The organism is Flavobacterium sp. ARAG 55.4 (genome assembly GCF_051846875.1).
Classification (GTDB): Bacteria; Bacteroidota; Bacteroidia; order Flavobacteriales; family Flavobacteriaceae; genus Flavobacterium; species Flavobacterium plantiphilum.
The window spans coordinates 245,096-267,106 of sequence record NZ_JBPYCT010000004.1 but is presented as its reverse complement, the minus strand read 5'-3'; the positions used below and the strand labels follow the sequence as shown (position 1 = coordinate 267,106).

The following is a 22,011-nucleotide window of genomic DNA, read 5'->3' as shown; positions in this document are numbered from 1 at the left end:
TTGCCTGCTTGGGTATTAGAGGGTTAGTTTTTTTTTAGTTCTGTTTTTATTTATTAAGTTGTGTTTGTAACAATTTTGAACGGGATTATGTTTTGTGAATTTTTAGGTTTTTATAAAGAAATGTTTGTTTATGTTTAATAAAATGTTAAATATAGAACTGAAAACGTAGAAATAATTAATGTTTGGAGAAGGAAGACGTTAGCTGTAGTGTTTTTTATATTTGAAAATAAATCAGTCGATTATCTTTTTTATTTCTGAAATTATTTCGATAAAATATTACGACAACCAAAAAAACATAAAAGTTAATTAAGTAGTTCATTTTAATATTCTTTTGTGGTTAAATTATAAACAGCTATGTGTTTCATAAGGTTTATCTTTGTAGTTTAAAACTTTAAAAATGTTCGGGAATATCTTTCATAATTATCAATTTTTACTAAAGACGGCTAAATTTTCATTGATGGTCGTAAGTATCCTGAATTCTTTTCAGATTTCTAGTCAGATACGTACTGTTTACAGTACCATTGAAACTAAAAATGTCTTGTATTATAAGGTGGAAGAGATTGTAAAAATGACTTTTGGCGGAACTACTACCCGTTATACAGTATCTGATTTAAGTTTGATTAATAAGGTTGATTTAGGTCCTGATAATATTAGAATTATTACTCCGGTCTATAAAGATAAAAGTTATAAGAGGCGTTACTATATAGAAACAAGAAACATGAGTTCAGTTTCTGATAAAAACAGGGAGCCTACCAGTCTTCTTGAAATTAGTATTGAAAGCAGAAATATTGAAATTTCGAATAATGCCGAAATAGACCAGGAATCCCTAGCGTTGGTGATTGGGAAAATTGCTAAAATAGAAACTGTACCTGTTAAAACGGAAACGAAGGCAGAGAACAGAGATTTTATCCTGATAAATGTTGCTGATGTCTATGAACGGGTACTCGAAAAAGGGTATAAATCAGCTTTTATGGTGAAAAAAGTAGCTGATTATTATTATTTTAAAGATCAGATGGACAAAGCTGTCAAATGGTATGAAGAGTTGTTTGCGCTGAGCAGTGATTTAGAAGCAATGTACTATTATCGATTTGGTAATGCATTGCTAAAAACCGGAAAAACTGAAAGAGGTAATGCTATGGTTGAAAAATTCAATCAGCTGGTTGAATAATTTTAGTTTTGTATTTTTTGTTGATAACTTCCCCTTATTTACCTCTAAAAAAATAACTAAATTTGGAATTCTTATTTTGTGATATTACAGAATTTTAATTCCTTCATTTACAGCTATGTATTTAATATTCGATACAGAAACAACCGGATTACCAAAAAACTGGAATGCTCCGATAACCGATTCTGATAACTGGCCAAGATGTATACAAATTGCCTGGCAGTTGCATGATGAGATGGGAAATCTTATCGAACATCAGGATTATTTGGTCAAACCAGAAGGATTTAATATTCCTTATGATGCCGAACGTATTCACGGAATTTCAACTGAATTAGCAGAAACTGATGGGATTTCTTTGAGTGAAGTTTTAGAAAAATTTAATATTGCATTAGGTAAAGCCAAATTTATTGTGGGTCAGAACTTAGGTTTTGATGTTAATATTATGGGAGCGGAGTTTTACAGAATGGGAGTCGATTCGCCTATGGATTCGATGCCGGTTTTGGATACCTGTACAGAGGTAACAGCTAATTTATTGAAATTGCCCGGAGGTCGTGGGGGAAAATTTAAGCTTCCCACTTTAACAGAGTTACACGAATATTTATTCAACGTTCCTTTTGCGGAAGCGCATAATGCCACTGCCGATGTGGAGGCAACTACGCGTTGTTTCTTAGAATTAATTAAAAGAGAAGTTTTTACTAAGGAAGAACTGGACGTTCCGGCTTCTTATTTTCAGGATTTTCAAAATAATAATCCGAAAGAGATTCAGCTCATCGGATTAAAACATATCAATTTAAAAGCGGCTTCGGATAAAATTCGGGAGCAGCTGAAAAAAACGCAACAAAACGTTTCGCAAACTACTATTTCGGCAGCGGATAAAAGAGATTTTTCAGCGGCTAAGTTTGCTCATTTGCACAATCATACGCAGTTTTCGGTTTTACAATCCACAATTGGAATAGGGCCGTTAGTTTCAGCTACCGCTAAAAATGGTTTTCCAGCCGTTGCAATGACCGATACTGGAAACATGATGGGGGCTTTTCATTTTGTGAGTGCAGTGATGAATCACAACAAAGGAGCTTCTGCTAAAAATAAAGCTTTGGTGGAAGCCGGAGAAGAGCCAACAGAAACTGAAATAAAACCTATTGTAGGCTGCGAGTTTAATATTTGTGAAAACCATACCGATAAGTCCAAAAAAGATAATGGATATCAAGTGGTTTTGTTGGCAAAAAATAAAAAAGGCTACCATAATTTGGCTAAAATGGCATCCATTGCTTATGTAGATGGTTTTTATTATGTTCCTCGAATTGACAGAACAGTAGTTGAAAAGTACAAGGAAGATATTATGGTTTTGTCGGGGAATTTATACGGAGAAATTCCGAGTAAAATTCTAAATATTGGAGAAAACCAAGCCGAAGAAGCCTTAATTTGGTGGAAAGAGCAGTTTGGAGATGATTTCTATCTTGAAATCATGCGCCACAATCAGGAAGATGAAAACAGGGTGAATAAAACCTTGATTGAATTTGCTAAAAAACATGACGTAAAGTTAATTGCAACTAATAATACCTATTATTTAAATAAAGAGGATGCTAATGCGCACGATATTTTATTGTGTGTAAAAGATGGTGAAAAACAGGCAACGCCAATTGGTCGTGGACGTGGTTATCGCTACGGATTGCCTAATCAGGAATATTATTATAAGTCGGGTGATGAGATGAAAAACCTCTTTGCCGATTTACCTGAGGCTGTGATTAATATTCAGGATATTGTGGATAAGGTCAAAATTTACTCTCTTTACCGGGATGTATTGCTTCCTAAATATGATATTCCTCAGGAGTTTGTGGATCCTGAAGATGAAAAAGATAATGGTGTACGAGGAGAAAATGCTTATTTGAGGCATTTAACCATGGAAGGAGCTAAAAGACGCTATGGCGATATTACTCCCGATATTCAGGAACGATTGGATTTTGAATTACTTACAATTTCCAATTCTGGTTATCCGGGTTATTTCCTGATTGTACAGGATTTCATTGCCGAAGCCCGAAAAATGGATGTTTCGGTAGGTCCGGGTCGTGGATCGGCAGCGGGTTCGGCGGTTGCTTATTGTCTCGGAATTACAAATATTGACCCTATTAAGTATGATTTGCTTTTTGAGCGTTTCCTGAATCCGGATCGTGTGTCCATGCCCGATATCGATATTGATTTTGATGATGAAGGTCGTGGTCGTGTAATGGATTATGTAATTAAAAAATACGGGGCCAATCAGGTGGCGCAGATTATCACTTATGGTAAAATGGCAACCAAATCAGCTATTCGTGATACGGCACGTGTGCTGGATTTACCACTTTTTGAAGCGGATAGAATTGCCAAATTGATTCCGGCTATGATGCCGGGTAAGTGGAATCTGGCTCGTTTCCTTTCTGAATCAGAAGATGAGGTTAAAAAAGCATTAAAAGGTGCCGATGAATTTGAACTTGTAAAACAATTAATCGGAATTGCCAATGAAGATGATTTGGCTGGAGAGACGATTCAGCAGGCGAAGATTTTGGAAGGTTCGATGCGAAATACGGGTATTCATGCCTGTGGAGTAATTATTACGCCTTCGGATATTACCAATTATGTTCCGGTAACTACAGCTAAAGATTCCGATTTATATGTTACCCAGTTTGATAACTCGGTTGCGGAAAGTGCTGGATTACTGAAAATGGACTTCCTGGGTCTGAAGACCCTAACTTTGATAAAAGATACTGTAAAACTGGTTAAGTATAGAACAGGAATTGAATTAAATCCGGATACTTTTCCCATTGATGATGAAGCAACTTATGCGCTTTTCCAAAGAGGAGAAACAGTCGGAATTTTTCAATACGAGTCACCCGGAATGCAGAAATACATGAAGGACCTAAAACCAACAGTTTTTGGGGATTTGATTGCGATGAACGCTTTATACCGACCGGGACCTTTAGAATATATTCCTTCTTTTGTCAGAAGAAAAAACGGAGAAGAGGAAATTAAATACGATTTAGATGCCTGCGAAGAATATTTAGGAGAAACTTACGGAATTACGGTGTATCAGGAGCAGGTAATGCTTTTGTCCCAATCGTTAGCCGGATTTACTAAAGGTGAAGCCGACGTATTGCGTAAGGCGATGGGTAAAAAACAGAAGGATGTACTGGATAAAATGAAGCCTAAATTCGTTGAACAGGCTTCGGAAAAAGGGCATGATGCCAAAATTCTGGAGAAAATCTGGAAAGACTGGGAAGCTTTTGCGAGTTATGCTTTTAATAAATCGCACTCTACCTGTTATGCCTGGATTGCTTATCAAACCGCTTATTTAAAAGCTCATTATCCGGCAGAATATATGGCAGCGGTACTTTCAAATAATATGAATGATATCAAGCAGGTTTCCTTTTTTATGGAAGAATGTAAGCGAATGGGATTGCAGGTTCTAGGACCTTGTGTGAATGAATCCTATTATAAATTTACTGTAAATGATGATTATGCGGTTCGTTTTGGAATGGGAGCGATTAAAGGAGTAGGAGCTGGTGCGGTGGAAACGATAGTGGAGAACAGAAAAAACGGCAAATACAAATCAATTTTTGATTTAGCTAAACGAATAGATTTGCGTGCAGCCAATAAGAAAGCGATTGAAAATCTGGCTTTAGCCGGTGGTTTTGATGCTTTTGAAGGAACTACCAGAGCCCAATATTTTCATGATGAAGGTGATGGAGTGACTTTTTATGAGAAAGCAATCCGGTACGGTTCTAAGTTTCAGGAAAATGAAAATTCGTCTCAGGTGAGTTTGTTTGGTGAAACCAGTGAAGTGCAAATTGCCGAGCCTGTTGTTCCGCCTTGTGAAGACTGGAGTACGATGGAAAAACTGGCTAAAGAGAAGGAGGTGGTTGGGATTTATATCTCCGGTCATCCGCTGGATGATTTTAGATTTGAGATGAAATATTTTTGTAATGCAAAGCTGGAAGCACTTAAGAATCTGGAAGCTTATGTGGGTAAAACACTCACTTTTGGCGGAATCATTAATGATGTCCAGCATCGAGTGGCTAAAAATGGTAAGGGTTGGGGGATGTTTTCACTGGAAGGTTATGATGAGAGTTATGAGTTTAGGATTTTTGGTGAAGAATATTTAAAATTTCGTCATTTCTTAATTCAGAACAATTTTACATTTATAAAACTAACGGTCAAGGAAGGCTGGATGAATCAGGATACAGGAAAAAAAGGAGATCCGAGAATTCAATTTGTCGAGATAAAACAATTGCAGGATGTGTTAGAGGCTCTGGCTAAAAAATTAATTGTATTGCTCAATATTAAGGATTTGCAACCGGAATTTATTCATAAACTAAGCCGTCTTTTTAGTGAAAATAAAGGAGATAATCAGGTGACTTTTGAGGTGATGGAAATAGAGAAAATCAAAAAACTGATTGAAACCACCAGTGCTGAGGAAAACGAAGAAGTTGTTTTTGAAGATGAAAGTGAAGATATGGAGGTTTCGGATATTTCCGAAAATAAAGCCGTTCAGGTTACTGAGGTTGAAGAAGTAAAGGTTGTAACCAAATTAAGTATGCCAAGCCGAAGGTTGAAAATTAAAATATCTAATGAATTGTTGCAGGAATTAGAGAAAATGCAGGTGAATTTTAAGTTGAATTAAACCGCTAAATCCTAGCCCTGATGGAAACGGCATCCTTTCTGGCCGGGGTTCGGCCGGAAAGATATAGTGAACAGCAGGAATAGCTGCTAATAATAATTAACAATACATTAATAGCCAAAACTAATTTTGGAATGGTGTTTTGTTGGTTTTTAATTTCTAAATTTGCATAGTGTTTAAGGAATTAGACGTTAGATTTATAAACTTTAAATAAAGAAATATGGCATTAGCAATAACAGACGCTACTTTTGAAGAAGTAGTTTTAAAATCAGATAAACCTGTAATGGTAGATTTTTGGGCAGCATGGTGTGGACCATGTAGAATGGTTGGTCCAATCATTGACGAATTGAGTACTGAATACGACGGAAAAGTTGTGGTAGGGAAAGTAGACGTTGATGCAAACCAGGAATTTGCTGCAAAATACGGAGTGAGAAACATACCTACAGTATTGGTTTTTCATAACGGAGAAGTCGTAGGGAAACAAGTAGGAGTTGCTCCGAAACAAACTTACGCAGATAGTTTAGACGCTTTGTTGTAATCGAGAGATTATAATTTATATGAGAAAAAGGTTTGACGAAAGTCAAGCCTTTTTTTTGTTTGGAAGAGTTTAGAGAATCTGTCATCTTTTCTCTTCCTTCTTTTCTCTGTTATCTATTATCTTTTTAATACATTTGAGAGATGAAGATAGAATCACAAATAGAAAAAATATCCAGTTTCCAACATTTAGAATTGTTGGCTAATCAGGTTGTGGAAGGTTTTATTTCGGGTATGCATAAGAGTCCGTTTCACGGATTTTCAGCTGAGTTTGCAGAACATAAAGTTTATAATGTGGGCGAAAGCACCAAGCATATTGACTGGAAGCTTTTTGCAAAAACAGATCGATTGTATACCAAACAATTTGAGGAAGAAACTAACCTGCGTTGTCATATTATCATCGATAACTCCTCTTCCATGCATTTTCCCAAATTAAAAGGGAGTCAGCATTTTTATGAAAATAAAATTGGTTTTTCGGTTTTGGCTTCGGCTGTTTTGATGAATCTTTTAAAGAAACAAAGAGATGCAGTAGGCCTAAGTGTTTTTTCGGATACTTACGAATATTATGCTCCTGAAAAGGGAAGTGACAGGCATCATCGGATGATTTTAAATGCACTTGAAAATGTTTTAAAAGAATCAGTTGTCAAAAAAAGTACTGATACAATTACTTATTTGCATCAGATAGCAGAGAAAATGCATCGTCGTTCGATGATTATTCTGTTTACAGATATGTTTCAAACAGCGGATGAGGATAAGTTGTTAAGTGCTTTGCAGCATTTAAAACACAACAAACATAAAGTAATTTTGTTTCATGTTTTTGACGGGAAGACAGAATTCAGTTTTGATTTTGACAATGCGCCCCGAAAATTTATTGATGTTGAAACAGGGGATGAAATTTCAGTTTTTGCCGAAAATGTCAAGTCAGCATATGAACACCAAGTAGCATTATACTTTAAAAAGCTTGATATGAGTTGTGCTCAAAACAAAATTATGTACGTTCCTGCAAATGTAAGAGAGGATTTTGAAAAAATAATATTAACCTATTTAACTGAAAAACATAACTTTGGGTAATGGGTGAAAAAAAATATTATTATTTTTAATAAAAACACTTGTGTAAACAGAAATCTATTGTATCTTTGCCACCGCAATAAAGCAGAGGTTTGGTAGTTCAGTTGGTTAGAATACATGCCTGTCACGCATGGGGTCGCGGGTTCGAGTCCCGTCCAGACCGCAAATTTTGCAAAAAGCCTTTCTTAACGGAAAGGCTTTTTTTATTATATTGCATTATGTTTTATGTCTATATTTTATACTCCGCAAGTCTTGATGTTTACTACAAAGGTTTTACTTCCAATGTTAAAGGAAGATTAGAATCGCATTTATTAGGCAAAAGTGAATTTACATCGAGGGCTAATGACTGGACATTAGTTTACATAAACGAATATGAAACCAAACAACTAGCTTTAATTGAAGAAAAGCGACTAAAAAAATTAAATAGAACATCAATCCAAAAATTAATACAAGGTTAGAAGATATGCTTGTCATCTCGTCTTTGGGACGAGACGGGTTCGAGTCCCGTCCAGACCGCAAATTTTGCAAGAAGCCTTTCTTAACGGAAAGGCTTTTTTACAGCTGAAATTTTTAGTCAGAAAAGAATCTCTTTATAGCGCCAGACAATGGAAATAAATATTCCAAAGTAAATCACGCACAACATAAACTGAATAAAACCTGAGGCTAAAATAGCTAAAACAGATCCGGTTGCAGCTCTTAGTGCCTCTTTTGCATTTTTTGAATCAAAAAATAACTCCCCAATTAGCGCACCTATAAATGGTCCAATTATAAATCCTAATGGAATAGGAGCTAATAAACCAATTATAAGTCCAATATTTGTTCCCCAAATTCCCGCCTTACTGCCACCAAATCGCTGAGTTCCTTTGGCAGGTAAAATATAATTAGCAATCGAGAAAAGTATTACTACTAACAAGGTAATTCCTAAAACCCAGTAATTAGCCGGGATTACATTTGTAAAATAAAGTAACACAATTCCCAGCCAGCTAATGCTTATGCCAGGAAGCACAGGTAAAAAACTGCCTAATATCCCAACAAGCATACAGGCTAGACTAAGTATGAAAAGAAAAATATCCATAAATTAAATTTTTAGTAATTTTGAAAAATAAATTACAGAAAGTTAAAGATTATTTGCTTTCCAAAGCATCTCAAAAAAAATAATTGTATTTTTATAAAATATTGTTCCAATTCAAATTCTAAACCTTGAAGCACTATTACTTTTTTTTACTTTTCATTATAGTTACTTCCTGTCAATACTTCGAGAAGCAAGTGCCGTCAGAAAAAGAATTATTGCAAAAGGAACTGAAAGCCATTAATTGGAAAGAAGTAGATGAGTACCCTTCATTTGCAGATTGCGATAAATTAGAAGATAAAATACAACGCAAACAATGTTTTTTTGAATATTTGACTCAATTAATACAGGAAAAATTACAAGTAGACACACTTTCTGTTTTGTATCCTGAATTGGATACAATTGAAGTCAAAGTAACTGTTTTTCCGGATTCCAGAATGCAATTTGAACCACAGTTTCCTAAAGATTCTGCTGCTTATGATACGATAAAAATTGACAGCATTTTGCACGTGAAATTAGTAGATTTTCCTAAAGTAAATCCGGCTATCAAACAAGGGATTCCTGTAAAAACCCAATTTATTCTTCCTGTTATTATTAAAGTAGAATAGTTGTTTTAGAAGCTATTCCTGCTGTCCACTGTATCTTTTATACCGAACACCGGCATAAAAGGATGCCGTTTCCCATCAGGGCTAAAACCGTCTTCCTTTCCATTCATATTTTCCAAATAAGGAGTACAAAGCGACTCCGGCACTAAAAAAAGGATACAACAAACTGCTTAAAACCAAATAGTGCATTTTCTTTTGTGTTAAAAATTGATGGGTTTTATAAATCAAAATACTATCAACAGTAAATTTTAAACAGAATAATATAAAAATATTAAGAAATGGAATAAAACCCATAAACCATAACGCATAACTCAAAACCAAAATAAAATTCCCTGTAAATACAACTAACCCTAAAGTAATTCCGAAATTACTCTGATATGAACTCGTTTTAGAAGCCCAACGGATTCTTTGGTAAAATAAAGATTTCCAATCATCCAAAGGTTTTGTACTCACAATATTATTTTCAGATTTTAGATAATGCACTTTTTCCGGAAATTGTTTAATAGCTTTTTGAAGCAGAAAAACATCATCTCCGCTGGCAATGTTGTTGTTTCCTTCAAAACCGTTAAGGGCTTTAAATAGTGATTTGGTGTAAGCAAGATTAGCCCCATTACACATAAAAGCTTTTCCTATCCCAAAACTGCCAATAGTTGCTCCTTGCAAACTAGCTAAGTCTAGTTGCTGAAAATGATGTAAAAAAGAATTATTGCATTCATAAGTCACCGCTCCAGCAATCATAGCAACTTGATGCGTTTGTATGTAATTGTCTAAGCTTAAAAGCCAGTTTTCGGGAACTACACAATCTGCATCGGTGGTAATAATCCATTCGTTTTTAGCAATTTGCATGGCTGTTGTTATAGCATCTTTTTTAGGAGAATTGGAAACTCGAATATTGTCGATTATGGAAATCTGAAATTTGAAGTCTGAAAGCTGAAAGCTGAAATCTGAATCATCATCTACTAAAACCACTTCAAACAAATCCATTGGATAATTCAGTCTCGAAATACTTTCTAAGAGTAGGGGTAAATTCTCAGCCTCATTCCGGAAAGGAACTACAATTGTAAAAGTGGTTTTTGGTTTTAAACTAATAGTATCATAGTTTTTTACTTTGGTAAAACCATAAATTAAAAGCAAAATGCTCGCTAGATATACACTCAATATGATGGTTAGCAGAAACATCATGCAATTTTTTCGGATTTGAAATTCAATACATAGTAACTCCCAATAATAACAGGAATAACGACATTAAGAAACCACATCAAGGTGGAAATAAAAACCACTATCCATTCGTTTACTCCTAAAATTCCAAAGAAATAAATCGCAACACTTCCTTTTACGGCAAAGTCTAAAAACTGAAAAGTAGGCAAAGAGGAAGCTAAAAAGTAAACGCTGGCAATGGTAGCTATAAGCGTGAGATAAGGCAAATGAACATCAAAAGCTAAAAACAGGAAATAGTATTGATGCGAAAAAACAAGATAGCGGCAAGTCCCTAGAAGGGTGTTTTTTTGATGAATGCTTTTCGGAATTTCGTTAATTTTATGAATGAGTTTTTCTATCGAATAGCCTTTAATTGTTATTTTTTTTATCGAAAAAAGCAAAGCGATAACAGCAAGCAATATTCCAAAAAGTAGCACAACAGTTCTTGGAGTAATCACATTAAAAAGGGAATTAAAATATAGTAAACCAAATAATCCAAAAATTACGGTTAAAACCATTTGGATTCCGTTGCAAATCAAGTTCAGGAAAACTATTTTTTTAGCCTCTGATTTTTTGAAAAACAATGCTTTTCCGGCATATTCACCCACGCCGTTGGGCGTAAATAATCCTGCAGTTAAGGCTGCCAGCACTTGCTGAGTGGATTCGGATACTGAAATTTTACGAATGTACTGTGCCAGATTTTGCCATTTTAGAATTTCAAAATAGCGATTCAAAACACTCAGTGACAGAATAAAAAGAATCCCTGAAACCGATTGATTTTTTTTGAATAAAATGATGAATTTTTGCCAGTCCAGTTGGTCGTTATTCGCCAGTTGGTTGTAAATAAAATAAAAGGCGCCACCTATAATCAGAATTTTGATTAGAAGTACGAGGAATTGCTTAGTTTTGTGAGGAATTGAAATCATTGTTGCAAAGAAACGAAAACTTTAATTTTTGTTCTTTAATCTTTAAATAAATCTTTTGGCTAACGAACGCATCATATTAGGAATTGACCCCGGAACAACCATTATGGGTTTCGGTTTGATACGTGTGATCAATAAAAAAATGGAATTCGTTCAGCTTAACGAATTACAATTATCTAAATATGACAATCATTATCAAAAACTAAAAATCATATTTGAGCGTACCATCGAGTTAATTGAAACCCATTGTCCGGACGAAATTGCTATTGAAGCTCCTTTCTTTGGTAAAAATGTACAATCGATGCTGAAATTAGGTCGTGCACAAGGTGTGGCTATGGCAGCAGGACTTTCGAGAGGGATTCCCATTACAGAATACGAACCGAAGAAGATAAAAATGGCGATTACCGGAAATGGAAACGCCAGTAAAGAACAGGTGGCTAAAATGCTGCAACAGCTTTTAGGACTGAAAGAGTTACCTAAAAATCTGGATTCCACCGATGGATTAGCAGCTGCAGTTTGTCATTTTTTCAATTCCGGAAAAATGGTGGCTGGCAAAAGTTATTCCGGTTGGGATGCTTTTGTAAAACAAAACGAAGAACGAATTAAGAAATAGTGTTCAGTATTCGGTATTCAGTTTGCAGAACTGATTACTGACTACTGACCACTGACTACTATAATAATGAGCGGAATCTACATCCATATCCCTTTTTGCAAGCAGGCTTGTCATTATTGTGACTTCCATTTTTCGACTTCGATGAAAAAGAAGAATGAAATGGTTTTGGCTTTAGCTAAAGAAATTCAAATGCGGAAAAATGAGCTTCTCGACTGCGCTCGAAGTGACAAAGATGAGCTTATTGAAACCATTTATTTTGGAGGAGGAACGCCAAGCAGGTTGCAAATTGAAGATTTGAGATTGCTGATGGATTCGATTTATGAGAATTATACTGTTTGCGATACTCCTGAAATAACATTAGAAGCCAACCCGGATGATTTAACGGAAGAATATTTGGTAGCATTGAAACAATTAGGGATTAATCGTCTGTCTATTGGGATTCAATCTTTCTATGAAGAGGATTTGAAAATGATGAATCGCGCGCATAATGCGGCAGAAGCGAAAAAATGCCTGGAACTAGCCACTCAATATTTCGATAATATTTCTCTGGATTTGATTTATGGAATTCCGGGAATGAGTAACGAAAAATGGTTGCAAAATATAGAAACGGCTTTGGGTTTTGGAATTCCACACATTTCTAGTTATGCTTTGACAGTAGAACCTAAAACGGCCTTGAATAAACTGATTAAAAACGGTAAAATTGACGAACCAAAAGACGAAGTAGCCTCGGAACATTTTATGCTTTTGGTAGAAACATTAGAGCGAAACGGATTTGTGCATTATGAATTGTCCAATTTTGGCAAGCCAGATTATTTTTCAAAGAACAATTCGGCTTATTGGTTGGGTAAAAAATACATCGGAATTGGTCCTTCGGCACATAGTTACGATGGGATTTCCAGAAGTTGGAATATTGCTAATAATTCGCTTTATATAAAATCTATTTTGGAAAATCAATTGCCCAATGAAACCGAAAAGTTATCTGTGGAAGACCGTTATAACGAATATATTATGACGGGATTGCGAACGATTTGGGGCGTTTCATTAGACAGAATTCAGAATGAATTTGGACAAGATTATTTGGATTATTTGGTAAAACAATCCCAAAAATTCCTGAATGATGAGTTGCTTTTTATTGAAAATGATATTTTGAGACCTACTTCAAAGGGAAAGTTTTTGACGGATGGGATTGCAAGTGATTTGTTTATCCTGAATTAATTTCAGGATCTTAGCATTTTAATACTATGATTATGGAAAAAGGATATGTATATATTTTGACGAATAATATTGGTTTATTTTGAAGAGTTTGATGATTATTCAGATGCTTTCAAAAGAGAAAAACGATTAAAAAACTGGCATAAAGACTGGAAATTGAATTTGATAAAATTAGTAAATCCAGAATTAAAAGATTTATATTTGAGTTTATAAATGTATCTCATAAGAGATGCTGAAATAAACTCAGCATAAATGATAGCAACAATAAATAATTTCCAAGTCGATTTATCAAAACCTATAGATATTTCCATTCCGTTAACGAATACGGATGAGAACCCTATTGCCTGGTATCTGGATAAACCGGAAATTAAACCTGTTTTTTTTGGAGAATGGATTGGAAGTGTGAAAGATGGTGCTTCGACCAACTTTAATAATATCTTCTTTAATCCGCATGCCCACGGTACACATACCGAGTGTTTGGGTCATATTACTAAAGATTTTTTTAGTATTAACCAATGTTTGAAAACGTTTTTCTTTTTTGGTGAATTGATTTCTGTTCAACCGGAAATTCACGGAGATGATTTGGTAATTGCTAAAAATCAGCTTGAGCATCTTTTGAAAGGGAAAACGACTGAAGCATTGATTATTCGAACCTTACCCAATTCTGGACTTAAAAAACATAAAAATTATTCCAATAGCAATCCGTCTTATTTGTCCGAAGAAGCAGCGGTTTTCATTCGCGAAAGCGGAATTCAACATCTTTTGATTGATTTACCCAGTGTGGACAAAGAGCATGACGAAGGAAAATTATTGGCGCATAAAGCATTTTGGAATGTGAAAGATGTGGATAATCTGAATGTTGATGCCCGATTGAATTGTACTATTACGGAAATGATTTTTGTGCCTGATGAGGTGCAAGACGGAAGTTATTTGTTGAATTTGCAAATCGCTTCTTTTGAAAATGATGCCAGTCCTAGTAAACCTGTTTTATACAAAATATGATTACCGTTTGTACCGATAAAAATAAATTAGATATTCCTTTTATTCATGATTTTTTGAAGGATATTTACTGGTCAGCACCAAGGACTATAGAAGAGATTAAAGTTTGTGTCGAAAACTCTTTTTGTTTTGGGATTTATTCAGACAATCAACAAATAGGTTTTGCACGAGTGATTACGGATTATGTAGTTTTTGCTTATTTGATGGATGTTTTTATTGATGAAAAACATAGGGGAAATGGCTATTCGTCACTTTTAATAGATGCTATGATGAACGAACCGGAATTGCAAAACATAAAAATCTGGCGATTAGCTACTACGGATGCTCATTTTTTATATGAGAAATTTGGATTCAAATTATTGGCACATCCGGAGAAATTAATGGAAAAAATAATACTATGAATTTAGAAACTTTTTATGAATATTGTCTTTCCAAAAAAGGGGTTACGGAGCATTTTCCTTTTGATCAGGATACTTTGGTTTTTAAGGTGGGAGGAAAGATGTTTGCCCTTTCGTCGTTAAAACAATGGGAGTCAGGGCAGCCGTCAGTTAATTTGAAATGTGATCCTGAGGTTGCTGTCGAGTGGAGATTGCAGTTTGAAGCGGTTGAACCCGGTTTTCATATGAATAAAAAGCACTGGAATACAGTGGCTATCAATACCGATGTTTCGGATTCATTTTTAAAAGAAATGATAGATCATTCTTACGGTTTGGTTTTTAGTAGTTTAACGAAGAATATTCAAAAGGAATTGCTGAGTTGATTAGGGTTTTTAGATGTTGATCAGAAGTTTTATTATTCTTTTAAGATAATAAAAAAACAAAAGTTTATAAAATTTGTTTTTTAAGATTAAAATTTACATATTTGTCATGTAAACGTTTACATTGTGTCAAATTTAAAGTCAGTAGCAAAGCATTCTAAGGTTTCTATAGCCACAGTATCTAGGGTAATCAACAATGATCCTAAGGTAAGCAAAGCTACTATGCTTAAAGTTATGGCTTCCATTGAGGCCTTAGAATACAAGCCTAATCGTGTGGCACAACGTTTAAGAAGTACCAATAACAAAACTAAATTGTTAGGTCTGGTTATTCCCGATATCCAAAATCCTTTTTTTGTAGATGTTGTCAGAGGTGTTGAAGATTATGCATATCAGAACAATTTTGCAGTTATGATAGGTAATTTTGGACAGGATGAAAAGAAAGAAAAGTTGTATTTGGATATTCTTCAGTCTGAAAATATTGACGGTCTTATAGTGGCTCCTATTCACGGAAAAGATAAAGGAGTTGAAAATCTGGTGAAGAAGAATATTCCTGTAGTTTGTATTGACAGGGGGCTAACGGAGATTGATGTTGATGTAGTAAAAGTGGATAATGAACAAGGTGCTTTTAATGCAATTGATCATTTGTTAAGCATTGGTCATAGAAAAATAGCATTTATTTCGGGAAATTTTAAAATTCCTACTTATATAGAGCGTCTGGCCGGGTATAAAAGAGCCTTAAGTGATTATGGGGTAGCTTTTGATGAAAAATTAATTTTTTCCAGAGACACCGATTATAAAAGTGGATTTGAAATTGCGAATAAGATTTTAGAATTAAAAGAAAGACCTACAGCTATTTTTTCCGGAAATAATTTGTTGACTTTGGGAGCTTTAGAGGCTATTCATGCAAATAATATTAAGATACCGGAAGAAATTTCAATAATCGGTTTTGATGATATGCCATGGTCTATTTCACTAAATCCGCCGTTATCAGCGGTACGTCAGCCGGGTTTTGATATGGGAAGAAAAGCTGCTGAAATGATTTATGAAAGAATTTTGAATCCTGAAAAAAACAAAGAAAATATTATATTAAAAACAGAATTAATACTAAGAAAGTCAACTACTCGATTGGAGTAGTTTTTTTATCATTAAAAATGTAAACGTTTACATTTTTAATGATAAAGGATTTTGCAGTGTTGAGAATGGAGTGCGTTAAAAAAGAAAGAATGAAAGAAATTGTAATTTTAAATCCTAATCGCGTTGTTTTCGGGGAGGGAAGTATGCAGCGGTTTGTTAGTGATTTTGTTGAAAAGGGCTTTAAAAAAATGTTTCTGTTAAGTATAGCAGAACTTAATAACACTCTGGCTCCTTTTATACAGCAATTACAAGCACACGGAGTTGATGTTTATGTAGATGAAACTATTGTTGGGGAACCCACATTTGATGATTTTGACAAAATTCTGCTAAAAGCGAAAGATTTTGATGCTGACAGCGTGGTAGGTATCGGTGGAGGAAGTGTGTTGGATGTTGCTAAATTAGTGGCAGCACAATTGAAGAATTCTCAAACCTTAGAAGAAGTTAAAGGAAATGGAAACCTAAAGGAAAGACAAACTTATGTCGCTTGTATTCCTACAACTTCCGGAACAGGAAGTGAAGTTTCACCTAACGCTATTTTTGTAAACAATCAAGGAGAAAAAGTAGGTGTTATTAGTCCGTATTTAGTTCCCGACGCAGCTTATATCGATCCTGTATTGACAGTTTTATTGCCTAAAAAAATAACAGCTGCAACAGGAATTGATGCCTTAACGCATTGTTTAGAAGCATATACCAATAAATTTGCACATCCCTTTGTGGATTTGTATGCTTTGGAAGGTGTCAGGCTTATTGCAAAATACCTGAAAAGAGCCTGTGACGATGGAACAGACTTAGAAGCCAGAACACAGGTTGCTTTAGGAAGTATGTATGGAGGAATGTGTCTTGGTCCTGTAAATACGGCTGCTGTACACGCTTTGTCATATCCATTAGGAGTAGAATATCATATTCCGCACGGATTATCGAATGCTTTACTATTGCCGTATGTGATGGAATATAACATAGAAGCTGATTGTAGTAAATATGAAAGAATTGCGGAGGTTTTAGGAGCCGAAAGAAAAGCTTCTTCAAAGGAAACAGCCTTAGAAGGAGTAAAAATCATGAAGCAATTAATTATAGATTGTGGTCTGCCGTTAACTTTGAGCGAGGCAGGAGTTAAAGAAGAATCGATTCCTCAATTAGCCGAAGGAGCTGTTAAAGTACAACGATTATTAAAAAATAATATTAGAGAAATTGCGGTTGATGATGCAATAGCCATTTACAAAGCTGCTTTTTAGTAAAATAAAGAATGAAAAAGAGTAAAAAATATAGTGGAGTAGTTGTGCCAATGGTAACGCCATTGCGCGCAGATAAGAATATTGATTTGGATGCCGTAAGTACTTTGGTTAATCACTTAATTCAGGGCGGATGCCACCCTTTTGTTTTAGGTACTACCGGGGAATCCAGTTCAGTTACTTTCGAAAATAAAGTAGCATTAGTAAAAAAAACAGTTGAAGTTGCTAAAGGAAAAGCAATGATATATGCCGGGATTTCAGGGAATTCTTTTCAGGAATCACTAGAGCAGGCAGATCAATATACAGCATTAGGTGTTGATGTTTTAGTCGCTCATGTACCTTATTATTATCCGTTAAATCAAAATCATATTTTAAATTATTATCAGCAGTTAGCCTCGGCTGTTTCCTTGCCGTTAATTGTGTATAATATGCCTATGACTACTAATATGTCTATTGATTTAGAAACTGCAGATGTTTTGAGTGAGCACCCAAACATTGTAGGTTACAAAGAGTCAGAAAGAGGTGAAGAACGTATGGAAAAAGCCATCGGACTTTGGAAAGATCGCGAAGATTTCTCTTATCTCTTAGGCTGGGCAGCTAAATCATATGAAGGAATGTTGCTTGGAGCGGATGGTTTAGTACCAAGTACAGGAAATTTAACCCCGCAATTGTACAGCACTATTTACGAAAGTGTTCTTTCAGGAAATAATGAAGCAGCACAAAAAGCACAGGAAAAAAGCGATGCTATTTCTAAAGTGTATCAGGAAAACCAAATTTTGTGCAATGCTATACCGATTTTGAAGTTTTTATTGGCTAAATATAATCTATGTTCAAAAGAAGTTTTGCTGCCAATGATAAACCTAAATGAAGAAGAAGAAAAGATAGCCACAGAAAAAATAAACCACTACGGAAACGATTTAAAAAGCTTAAACAGTATTGAATAATGGAGAATAGAAAGCCAGTATTAGGGGTAACAATGGGAGATCCCGCAAGTATAGGACCTGAAGTAGCTGTAAAAGCTTTATTAGATTCTAAAGTTTATGAAGTTTGTAACCCCGTTTTAGTAGGTGAAGCTGATGTTTTTGAACAGGCGATTGCTTTTTGTGGTTTGGATTTAAAAATAAACAGAATATCAAAAATTGCCGACGCCAAATTCGAAAAAGGTATAGCGGATGTTTTTGATTTGAATTATATGAATATCGCCGATTTAAAAATGGGCGAAATCACAGCTGAAGCCGGAGACGTAGCTTTTAGGACGGTAGTTAAAAATATCGAATTGGCCTTAGCCGGAGAAATTGACGGAACCGTTACAGGACCAATCAATAAAGAATCCATCCAAAAAGCAGGACACGTTTTTGCCGGGCATACCGAAATCTATGCACATTTTACCAATACTAAAAAATACGGAATGTTATTGGTAGAAGAAAATTTAAGAGTGATTCACGTTTCAACGCATGTTTCATTGCGACAAGCTTGCGATCTGGTTAAAAAAGACCGAATTCTGGATACCATTTCGCTTATTGATCATGCCTGTAAAAAATTAGGAGTTATAAATCCTAAAATTGGAGTAGCAGGTTTGAATCCGCATGCCAGTGACGGAGGGCTTTTTGGTTGGGAAGAAGAACAGGAAATTCTCCCGGCAGTTCAGGAAGCGCTAAAAAGAGGTTTTAATGTAGAAGGTCCAATTCCTGCCGATACCTTGTTTCCAAAAGCTATTGGAGGTGTTTATGATGGCTGTGTGGCGATGTATCACGATCAGGGACATATTCCATTTAAAACAGTTGGATTCAACTGGGATCAGTCTAAAGGACAAATGAAGAGTGTAAGAGGTGTAAATATCACATTAGGTTTACCCATAATCAGAACTTCGGTAGATCACGGTACGGCTATGGAAATTGCAGGAAGAGGCATTGCCAGCCCGGATGCTATGGTTCTTGCTATCGAATATGCAGCTAAACTTCATAAAAATAAACAAGACAATCAATAGAAGATGATAGCGGTTATATCAGATGATTTTACAGGTGCTGCCGAAATCGGCGGAATCGCACTTCGCAACGGATTTTCTGTTACGATAGATACTTGCGTGAATAAAGATTATAACTGTGATGTTTTAGTGATTGCAACTAATACGAGGTCTTTATGTAAAATTGAAGCTCAAAAACAAATTAAAGACGTTACAAAAGAATTACTTAAATTAGGTCCCGATTTTATTTATAAAAAGACTGATTCTTTATTGAGGGGAAAAATTGGAGACGAACTGGAAGTACAATTAGCTATTTCCGGAAAGAAAAAAGTATTGTTAGTTCCAGCTAATCCTTCTATGAACAGGACTATTGTAAACGGGATTTATTATATCAATAATATTCCATTGATGGAGTCTGATTTTTTTGGTGATGAATTTGATAAAGGAACTACTTCAAATGTTTTAGACATGATTGGCGATGATTATAAAGATCAGTCGTTTTCTGTTTCATTGGGACAAAAAATTCCTCATGAAGGTTTTATAATTGGTAATACACCCACTAATGAAGATTTGATGGGATGGGCAAATGTAATGGATGATACCATGTTGCCGGCAGGTGGTGCCAGTTTTTTTAATGCTATTCTGGGAAAAATAAAAAAAGAAAAAGAGGTAGAAAAACCGGCATTATTGTTTGGGAAAAAAGCTTTGTATGTTTGTGGAAGCAATCATTTGCCAAGCAGAGAAGTGGTTAGGAAATTGAAAGAAAACGGAGGAAGCGTTTTATATATGCCCAAAACGATTTTCTGTAAAGAGGATTATCAGGAAACGATTGAAAACTGGGCAAACGAAATCATTCTTGCTGTAATGAAAAATGATAAAGTAATTATTGCTATTGATACTCTGGATTGTGATGATGTTGATAATATTCCGTCTCGAATTAAGGAAATTTTTTCAACTGTAATAAAAAAAGTGCTTGCCAGGGTAAAAGTGGAAGAATTATTGATAGAAGGTGGTGCTACAGCCTATTCTATAATTGAAAAATTAGAATATAAAAAGTTTTACCCGGAACAGGAATTAGCACAAGGAGTAATACGAATGAGAATAGAGCAGGAAAAAGAAATGCATTTAACCCTAAAACCAGGAAGTTATCAATGGACTGAGTCTGTCTGGAAATTTTAATTTTAATAAATTATGAATCAAGCTTCGTTACATTTTATTGATTATCTGATTATCGTCTTATCTCTGATTGCAACTTTTTGGGTTGGAGTTAAATTTTCTAAAAAAAACACCAATACAGAGCAATATTTTGCCGCCAGTGGAAATATCCCTGCCTGGGCAGTTGGAATGTCTATTTTTGCAACATTAATCAGTAGTGTAACCTTTCTGGCTTATCCGGGAGAAGGATTTAAATCAAACTGGATTTTGCTGGTTCAGGGATTTATGGTTCCTGTAGTTTTGCTGTTTTCTATTCGTTTTATTGTGCCTTTGTACCGCAATGTCATTGGTTTAAGTGCTTATGAATATTTCGAAAAACGATTTGGATATCTCGCCAGAGTCTATGGTTCCTTAGGATTTATATTTGCTCATTTTTCTAAAATGGGTTCTGTACTGTTTTTATTGGCATTAGCCTTATCTTCCATGACCGGATTCGATGCCTTAACGATTATTTGGGTAATAGGTATAGCAATCATTTTTATCACACTTTTTGGCGGGATGGAAGCCGTTATCTGGTTAGATGTTATTCAGGGATTTTTATTAATTTTAGGTGGTATAGTAGCTATAGCTGTCATTATTTTTAAAACAGATGGTGGTTTTGGCGAAATAGTAAGTTATGCGGTGGCGCATGACAAAATAGGTTTTGGTCCTTATGATTTTGATTTTGTTAACCTTACTTTTTGGGTTATGGTTATCAATGGTATTTTTTATGCTATTCAAAAATACGGAGCGGATCAAACGATTGTTCAGCGGTATCTGACCGCTAAATCGGATAAAGATGCTATCCGGGCCTCAATAATGGGGATTGCAATTACAGTGCCTGTGTGGACTGTGTTTATGTTTATAGGGACAGCATTATTCTCTTTTTATGCGTTAAATCCACTAGAATTACCGGCAGGCATTAGTTCTGACGCTGTTTTTCCTTACTTTATTACCACACAATTGCCACCCGGTTTGGTAGGTTTAATTTTATCGGCTTTGATTGCAGCAGCCATATCGAGTTTGGATGCGGATTTGAATTGTTTAGCAGCAGTTGGAGTAGATGATTATTATAAAAGAATCAGACCTCACAGTTCGGGAATGGATCAGCTTAGGATGGGAAAAATTCTGGTAGTATTAGCCGGATTAGCAGCTGTTTTAGTTGCTACAGTATATGTTTATTCTGGTGAAAACGAGGGGATCTTATCTACTGTTTTTATGTTGTATGCTATTTTTTCAGGGGGGATTGCAGGTATGTTATTGCTGGGGCTTTTTGTAAACAGAGCCAACAGACAAGGCTTGAATGTGGGTATTGTTGCCTGTATTTTATTTACCGGTTTTGCTTTGTTAACTTCTACTTCGACAGGATCAGGTGAAGATAAAAAGCTGATTTTGGATATGGGAGCTTATAATTTTACGCAGCACAAATACATGTTAGGAGTTTACAGCCATTTTGTATTGTTTTTTACAGGCTGGATTGCAAGCTATTTCTTTCCAAAGACAGATGTTCCTACTAATCTGACCTATTATGGTTATTTAGAGAAAAAAAGAAAAGGATTGATTTAATTCGGTTCTTTCAAAAAAATATATAGCCTTAGTTTGTCTTAAAAAAACTAAGGCTTTTTTGTGTATTTTTATCAAATAAAATGACAAACTAAAGTCTGAATAATTAACTCATTTTTATGAAATTAGATGTTA

20 protein-coding genes and 1 tRNA gene are annotated in these 22,011 nt (G+C 35.1%); 18 read left to right on the top strand and 3 right to left on the bottom strand.

Annotation, left to right across the window (positions count from 1 at the left end; all coding sequences use genetic code 11):
- Positions 1-397 precede the first annotated feature (397 nt).
- From ACSV4D_RS06810 to ACSV4D_RS06785, 6 genes are all read left to right on the top strand, one after another.
- Positions 398-1,168, top strand: coding sequence for a tetratricopeptide repeat protein (locus tag ACSV4D_RS06810; protein ID WP_408081653.1), 771 nt, complete (start codon positions 398-400; stop codon positions 1,166-1,168).
- 115 nt (positions 1,169-1,283) lie between these two features.
- The gene (gene dnaE, locus ACSV4D_RS06805) at positions 1,284-5,819 is read left to right on the top strand and encodes a DNA polymerase III subunit alpha (protein ID WP_439227619.1); all 4,536 of its coding nucleotides are present in this window, start codon (positions 1,284-1,286) and stop codon (positions 5,817-5,819) included.
- Between the two features lie 217 nt (positions 5,820-6,036).
- Complete coding sequence (gene trxA / locus ACSV4D_RS06800) at positions 6,037-6,354, top strand: thioredoxin (RefSeq protein WP_026708908.1); 318 nt, start codon at positions 6,037-6,039, stop codon at positions 6,352-6,354.
- A gap of 140 nt (positions 6,355-6,494) precedes the next feature.
- Entirely contained in the window at positions 6,495-7,421 is a 927-nt protein-coding gene (locus tag ACSV4D_RS06795) for a DUF58 domain-containing protein (protein ID WP_439227618.1), read from the top strand.
- 86 nt (positions 7,422-7,507) lie between these two features.
- Positions 7,508-7,581: transfer RNA gene (locus ACSV4D_RS06790), tRNA-Asp, on the top strand.
- Positions 7,582-7,636: 55 nt separating this feature from the next.
- On the top strand, positions 7,637-7,876 hold the full coding sequence (locus ACSV4D_RS06785) for a GIY-YIG nuclease family protein (RefSeq protein WP_408081656.1): 240 nt from the start codon (positions 7,637-7,639) through the stop codon (positions 7,874-7,876).
- A gap of 116 nt (positions 7,877-7,992) precedes the next feature.
- Here the strand turns inward: ACSV4D_RS06785 and ACSV4D_RS06780 are convergent, their stop codons facing one another.
- Complete coding sequence (locus ACSV4D_RS06780; RefSeq protein WP_439227617.1) at positions 7,993-8,493, bottom strand: DUF456 domain-containing protein; 501 nt, start codon at positions 8,491-8,493, stop codon at positions 7,993-7,995.
- Between the two features lie 125 nt (positions 8,494-8,618).
- On the opposite strand from ACSV4D_RS06780, the gene ACSV4D_RS06775 reads away from it, so the two are divergent.
- Positions 8,619-9,095 (top strand): hypothetical protein, encoded by a 477-nt coding sequence (locus ACSV4D_RS06775; protein WP_439227616.1) that lies wholly within the window; start codon positions 8,619-8,621, stop codon positions 9,093-9,095.
- 81 nt (positions 9,096-9,176) lie between these two features.
- Here the strand turns inward: ACSV4D_RS06775 and ACSV4D_RS06770 are convergent, their stop codons facing one another.
- Together ACSV4D_RS06770 and ACSV4D_RS06765 are read right to left on the bottom strand one after the other, a co-directional pair.
- The gene (locus tag ACSV4D_RS06770) at positions 9,177-10,274 is read right to left on the bottom strand and encodes a glycosyltransferase family 2 protein (protein ID WP_439227615.1); all 1,098 of its coding nucleotides are present in this window, start codon (positions 10,272-10,274) and stop codon (positions 9,177-9,179) included.
- Complete coding sequence (locus ACSV4D_RS06765) at positions 10,271-11,215, bottom strand: hypothetical protein (RefSeq protein ID WP_439227614.1); 945 nt, start codon at positions 11,213-11,215, stop codon at positions 10,271-10,273. The genes ACSV4D_RS06770 and ACSV4D_RS06765 overlap by 4 nt, the downstream gene beginning before the upstream one ends.
- 55 nt (positions 11,216-11,270) lie before the next feature.
- Between ACSV4D_RS06765 and ruvC the strand changes: the two genes are divergently transcribed.
- The 11 genes from ruvC to ACSV4D_RS06710 all read left to right on the top strand — a co-directional run bounded on the left by ruvC (position 11,271) and on the right by ACSV4D_RS06710 (position 21,879).
- Positions 11,271-11,825, top strand: coding sequence for a crossover junction endodeoxyribonuclease RuvC (gene ruvC, locus ACSV4D_RS06760; protein ID WP_439227613.1), 555 nt, complete (start codon positions 11,271-11,273; stop codon positions 11,823-11,825).
- Positions 11,826-11,891: 66 nt separating this feature from the next.
- Complete coding sequence (hemW, locus tag ACSV4D_RS06755; RefSeq protein ID WP_439227612.1) at positions 11,892-13,040, top strand: radical SAM family heme chaperone HemW; 1,149 nt, start codon at positions 11,892-11,894, stop codon at positions 13,038-13,040.
- Between the two features lie 249 nt (positions 13,041-13,289).
- Positions 13,290-14,039, top strand: a complete 750-nt coding sequence (locus tag ACSV4D_RS06750) for a cyclase family protein (protein WP_439227611.1) — start codon at positions 13,290-13,292, stop codon at positions 14,037-14,039.
- Complete coding sequence (locus ACSV4D_RS06745) at positions 14,036-14,437, top strand: GNAT family N-acetyltransferase (protein WP_439227610.1); 402 nt, start codon at positions 14,036-14,038, stop codon at positions 14,435-14,437. Before ACSV4D_RS06750 ends, ACSV4D_RS06745 begins: the two co-directional genes overlap by 4 nt.
- Positions 14,434-14,796 (top strand): MmcQ/YjbR family DNA-binding protein, encoded by a 363-nt coding sequence (locus ACSV4D_RS06740; RefSeq protein WP_439227609.1) that lies wholly within the window; start codon positions 14,434-14,436, stop codon positions 14,794-14,796. Before ACSV4D_RS06745 ends, ACSV4D_RS06740 begins: the two co-directional genes overlap by 4 nt.
- A 123-nt stretch (positions 14,797-14,919) precedes the next feature.
- Positions 14,920-15,927, top strand: coding sequence for a LacI family DNA-binding transcriptional regulator (locus ACSV4D_RS06735; RefSeq protein ID WP_439227608.1), 1,008 nt, complete (start codon positions 14,920-14,922; stop codon positions 15,925-15,927).
- Positions 15,928-16,016: 89 nt separating this feature from the next.
- Positions 16,017-17,159: an iron-containing alcohol dehydrogenase gene (locus ACSV4D_RS06730; protein WP_439227607.1), complete on the top strand. Its 1,143-nt coding sequence runs from the start codon at positions 16,017-16,019 to the stop codon at positions 17,157-17,159.
- Between the two features lie 11 nt (positions 17,160-17,170).
- Positions 17,171-18,100, top strand: coding sequence for a dihydrodipicolinate synthase family protein (locus tag ACSV4D_RS06725; RefSeq protein WP_439227606.1), 930 nt, complete (start codon positions 17,171-17,173; stop codon positions 18,098-18,100).
- The gene (pdxA, locus tag ACSV4D_RS06720; protein ID WP_439227605.1) at positions 18,100-19,143 is read left to right on the top strand and encodes a 4-hydroxythreonine-4-phosphate dehydrogenase PdxA; all 1,044 of its coding nucleotides are present in this window, start codon (positions 18,100-18,102) and stop codon (positions 19,141-19,143) included. Before ACSV4D_RS06725 ends, pdxA begins: the two co-directional genes overlap by 1 nt.
- A 3-nt stretch (positions 19,144-19,146) precedes the next feature.
- A complete protein-coding gene (locus ACSV4D_RS06715) occupies positions 19,147-20,298 on the top strand; it encodes a four-carbon acid sugar kinase family protein (RefSeq protein WP_439227604.1) in 1,152 nt (383 codons plus the stop codon).
- Positions 20,299-20,310: 12 nt separating this feature from the next.
- On the top strand, positions 20,311-21,879 hold the full coding sequence (locus ACSV4D_RS06710; RefSeq protein ID WP_408081671.1) for a sodium:solute symporter: 1,569 nt from the start codon (positions 20,311-20,313) through the stop codon (positions 21,877-21,879).
- Positions 21,880-22,011 lie beyond the last annotated feature (132 nt).

Excerpts from the sequence above, each read along its gene's own strand:
- ACSV4D_RS06810 (WP_408081653.1), top strand. The coding sequence starts at position 398 with ATGTTCGGGAATATCTTTCATAATTATCAATTTTTACTAAAGACGGCT.
- dnaE (WP_439227619.1), top strand. The coding sequence starts at position 1,284 with ATGTATTTAATATTCGATACAGAAACAACCGGATTACCAAAAAACTGG.
- trxA (WP_026708908.1), top strand. The coding sequence starts at position 6,037 with ATGGCATTAGCAATAACAGACGCTACTTTTGAAGAAGTAGTTTTAAAA.
- ACSV4D_RS06795 (WP_439227618.1), top strand. The coding sequence starts at position 6,495 with ATGAAGATAGAATCACAAATAGAAAAAATATCCAGTTTCCAACATTTA.
- ACSV4D_RS06785 (WP_408081656.1), top strand. The coding sequence starts at position 7,637 with ATGTTTTATGTCTATATTTTATACTCCGCAAGTCTTGATGTTTACTAC.
- ACSV4D_RS06780 (WP_439227617.1), bottom strand. The coding sequence starts at position 8,493 with ATGGATATTTTTCTTTTCATACTTAGTCTAGCCTGTATGCTTGTTGGG.
- ACSV4D_RS06770 (WP_439227615.1), bottom strand. The coding sequence starts at position 10,274 with ATGATGTTTCTGCTAACCATCATATTGAGTGTATATCTAGCGAGCATT.
- ACSV4D_RS06765 (WP_439227614.1), bottom strand. The coding sequence starts at position 11,215 with ATGATTTCAATTCCTCACAAAACTAAGCAATTCCTCGTACTTCTAATC.
- hemW (WP_439227612.1), top strand. The coding sequence starts at position 11,892 with ATGAGCGGAATCTACATCCATATCCCTTTTTGCAAGCAGGCTTGTCAT.
- ACSV4D_RS06750 (WP_439227611.1), top strand. The coding sequence starts at position 13,290 with ATGATAGCAACAATAAATAATTTCCAAGTCGATTTATCAAAACCTATA.
- ACSV4D_RS06745 (WP_439227610.1), top strand. The coding sequence starts at position 14,036 with ATGATTACCGTTTGTACCGATAAAAATAAATTAGATATTCCTTTTATT.
- ACSV4D_RS06740 (WP_439227609.1), top strand. The coding sequence starts at position 14,434 with ATGAATTTAGAAACTTTTTATGAATATTGTCTTTCCAAAAAAGGGGTT.
- ACSV4D_RS06730 (WP_439227607.1), top strand. The coding sequence starts at position 16,017 with ATGAAAGAAATTGTAATTTTAAATCCTAATCGCGTTGTTTTCGGGGAG.
- ACSV4D_RS06725 (WP_439227606.1), top strand. The coding sequence starts at position 17,171 with ATGAAAAAGAGTAAAAAATATAGTGGAGTAGTTGTGCCAATGGTAACG.
- pdxA (WP_439227605.1), top strand. The coding sequence starts at position 18,100 with ATGGAGAATAGAAAGCCAGTATTAGGGGTAACAATGGGAGATCCCGCA.
- ACSV4D_RS06715 (WP_439227604.1), top strand. The coding sequence starts at position 19,147 with ATGATAGCGGTTATATCAGATGATTTTACAGGTGCTGCCGAAATCGGC.
- ACSV4D_RS06710 (WP_408081671.1), top strand. The coding sequence starts at position 20,311 with ATGAATCAAGCTTCGTTACATTTTATTGATTATCTGATTATCGTCTTA.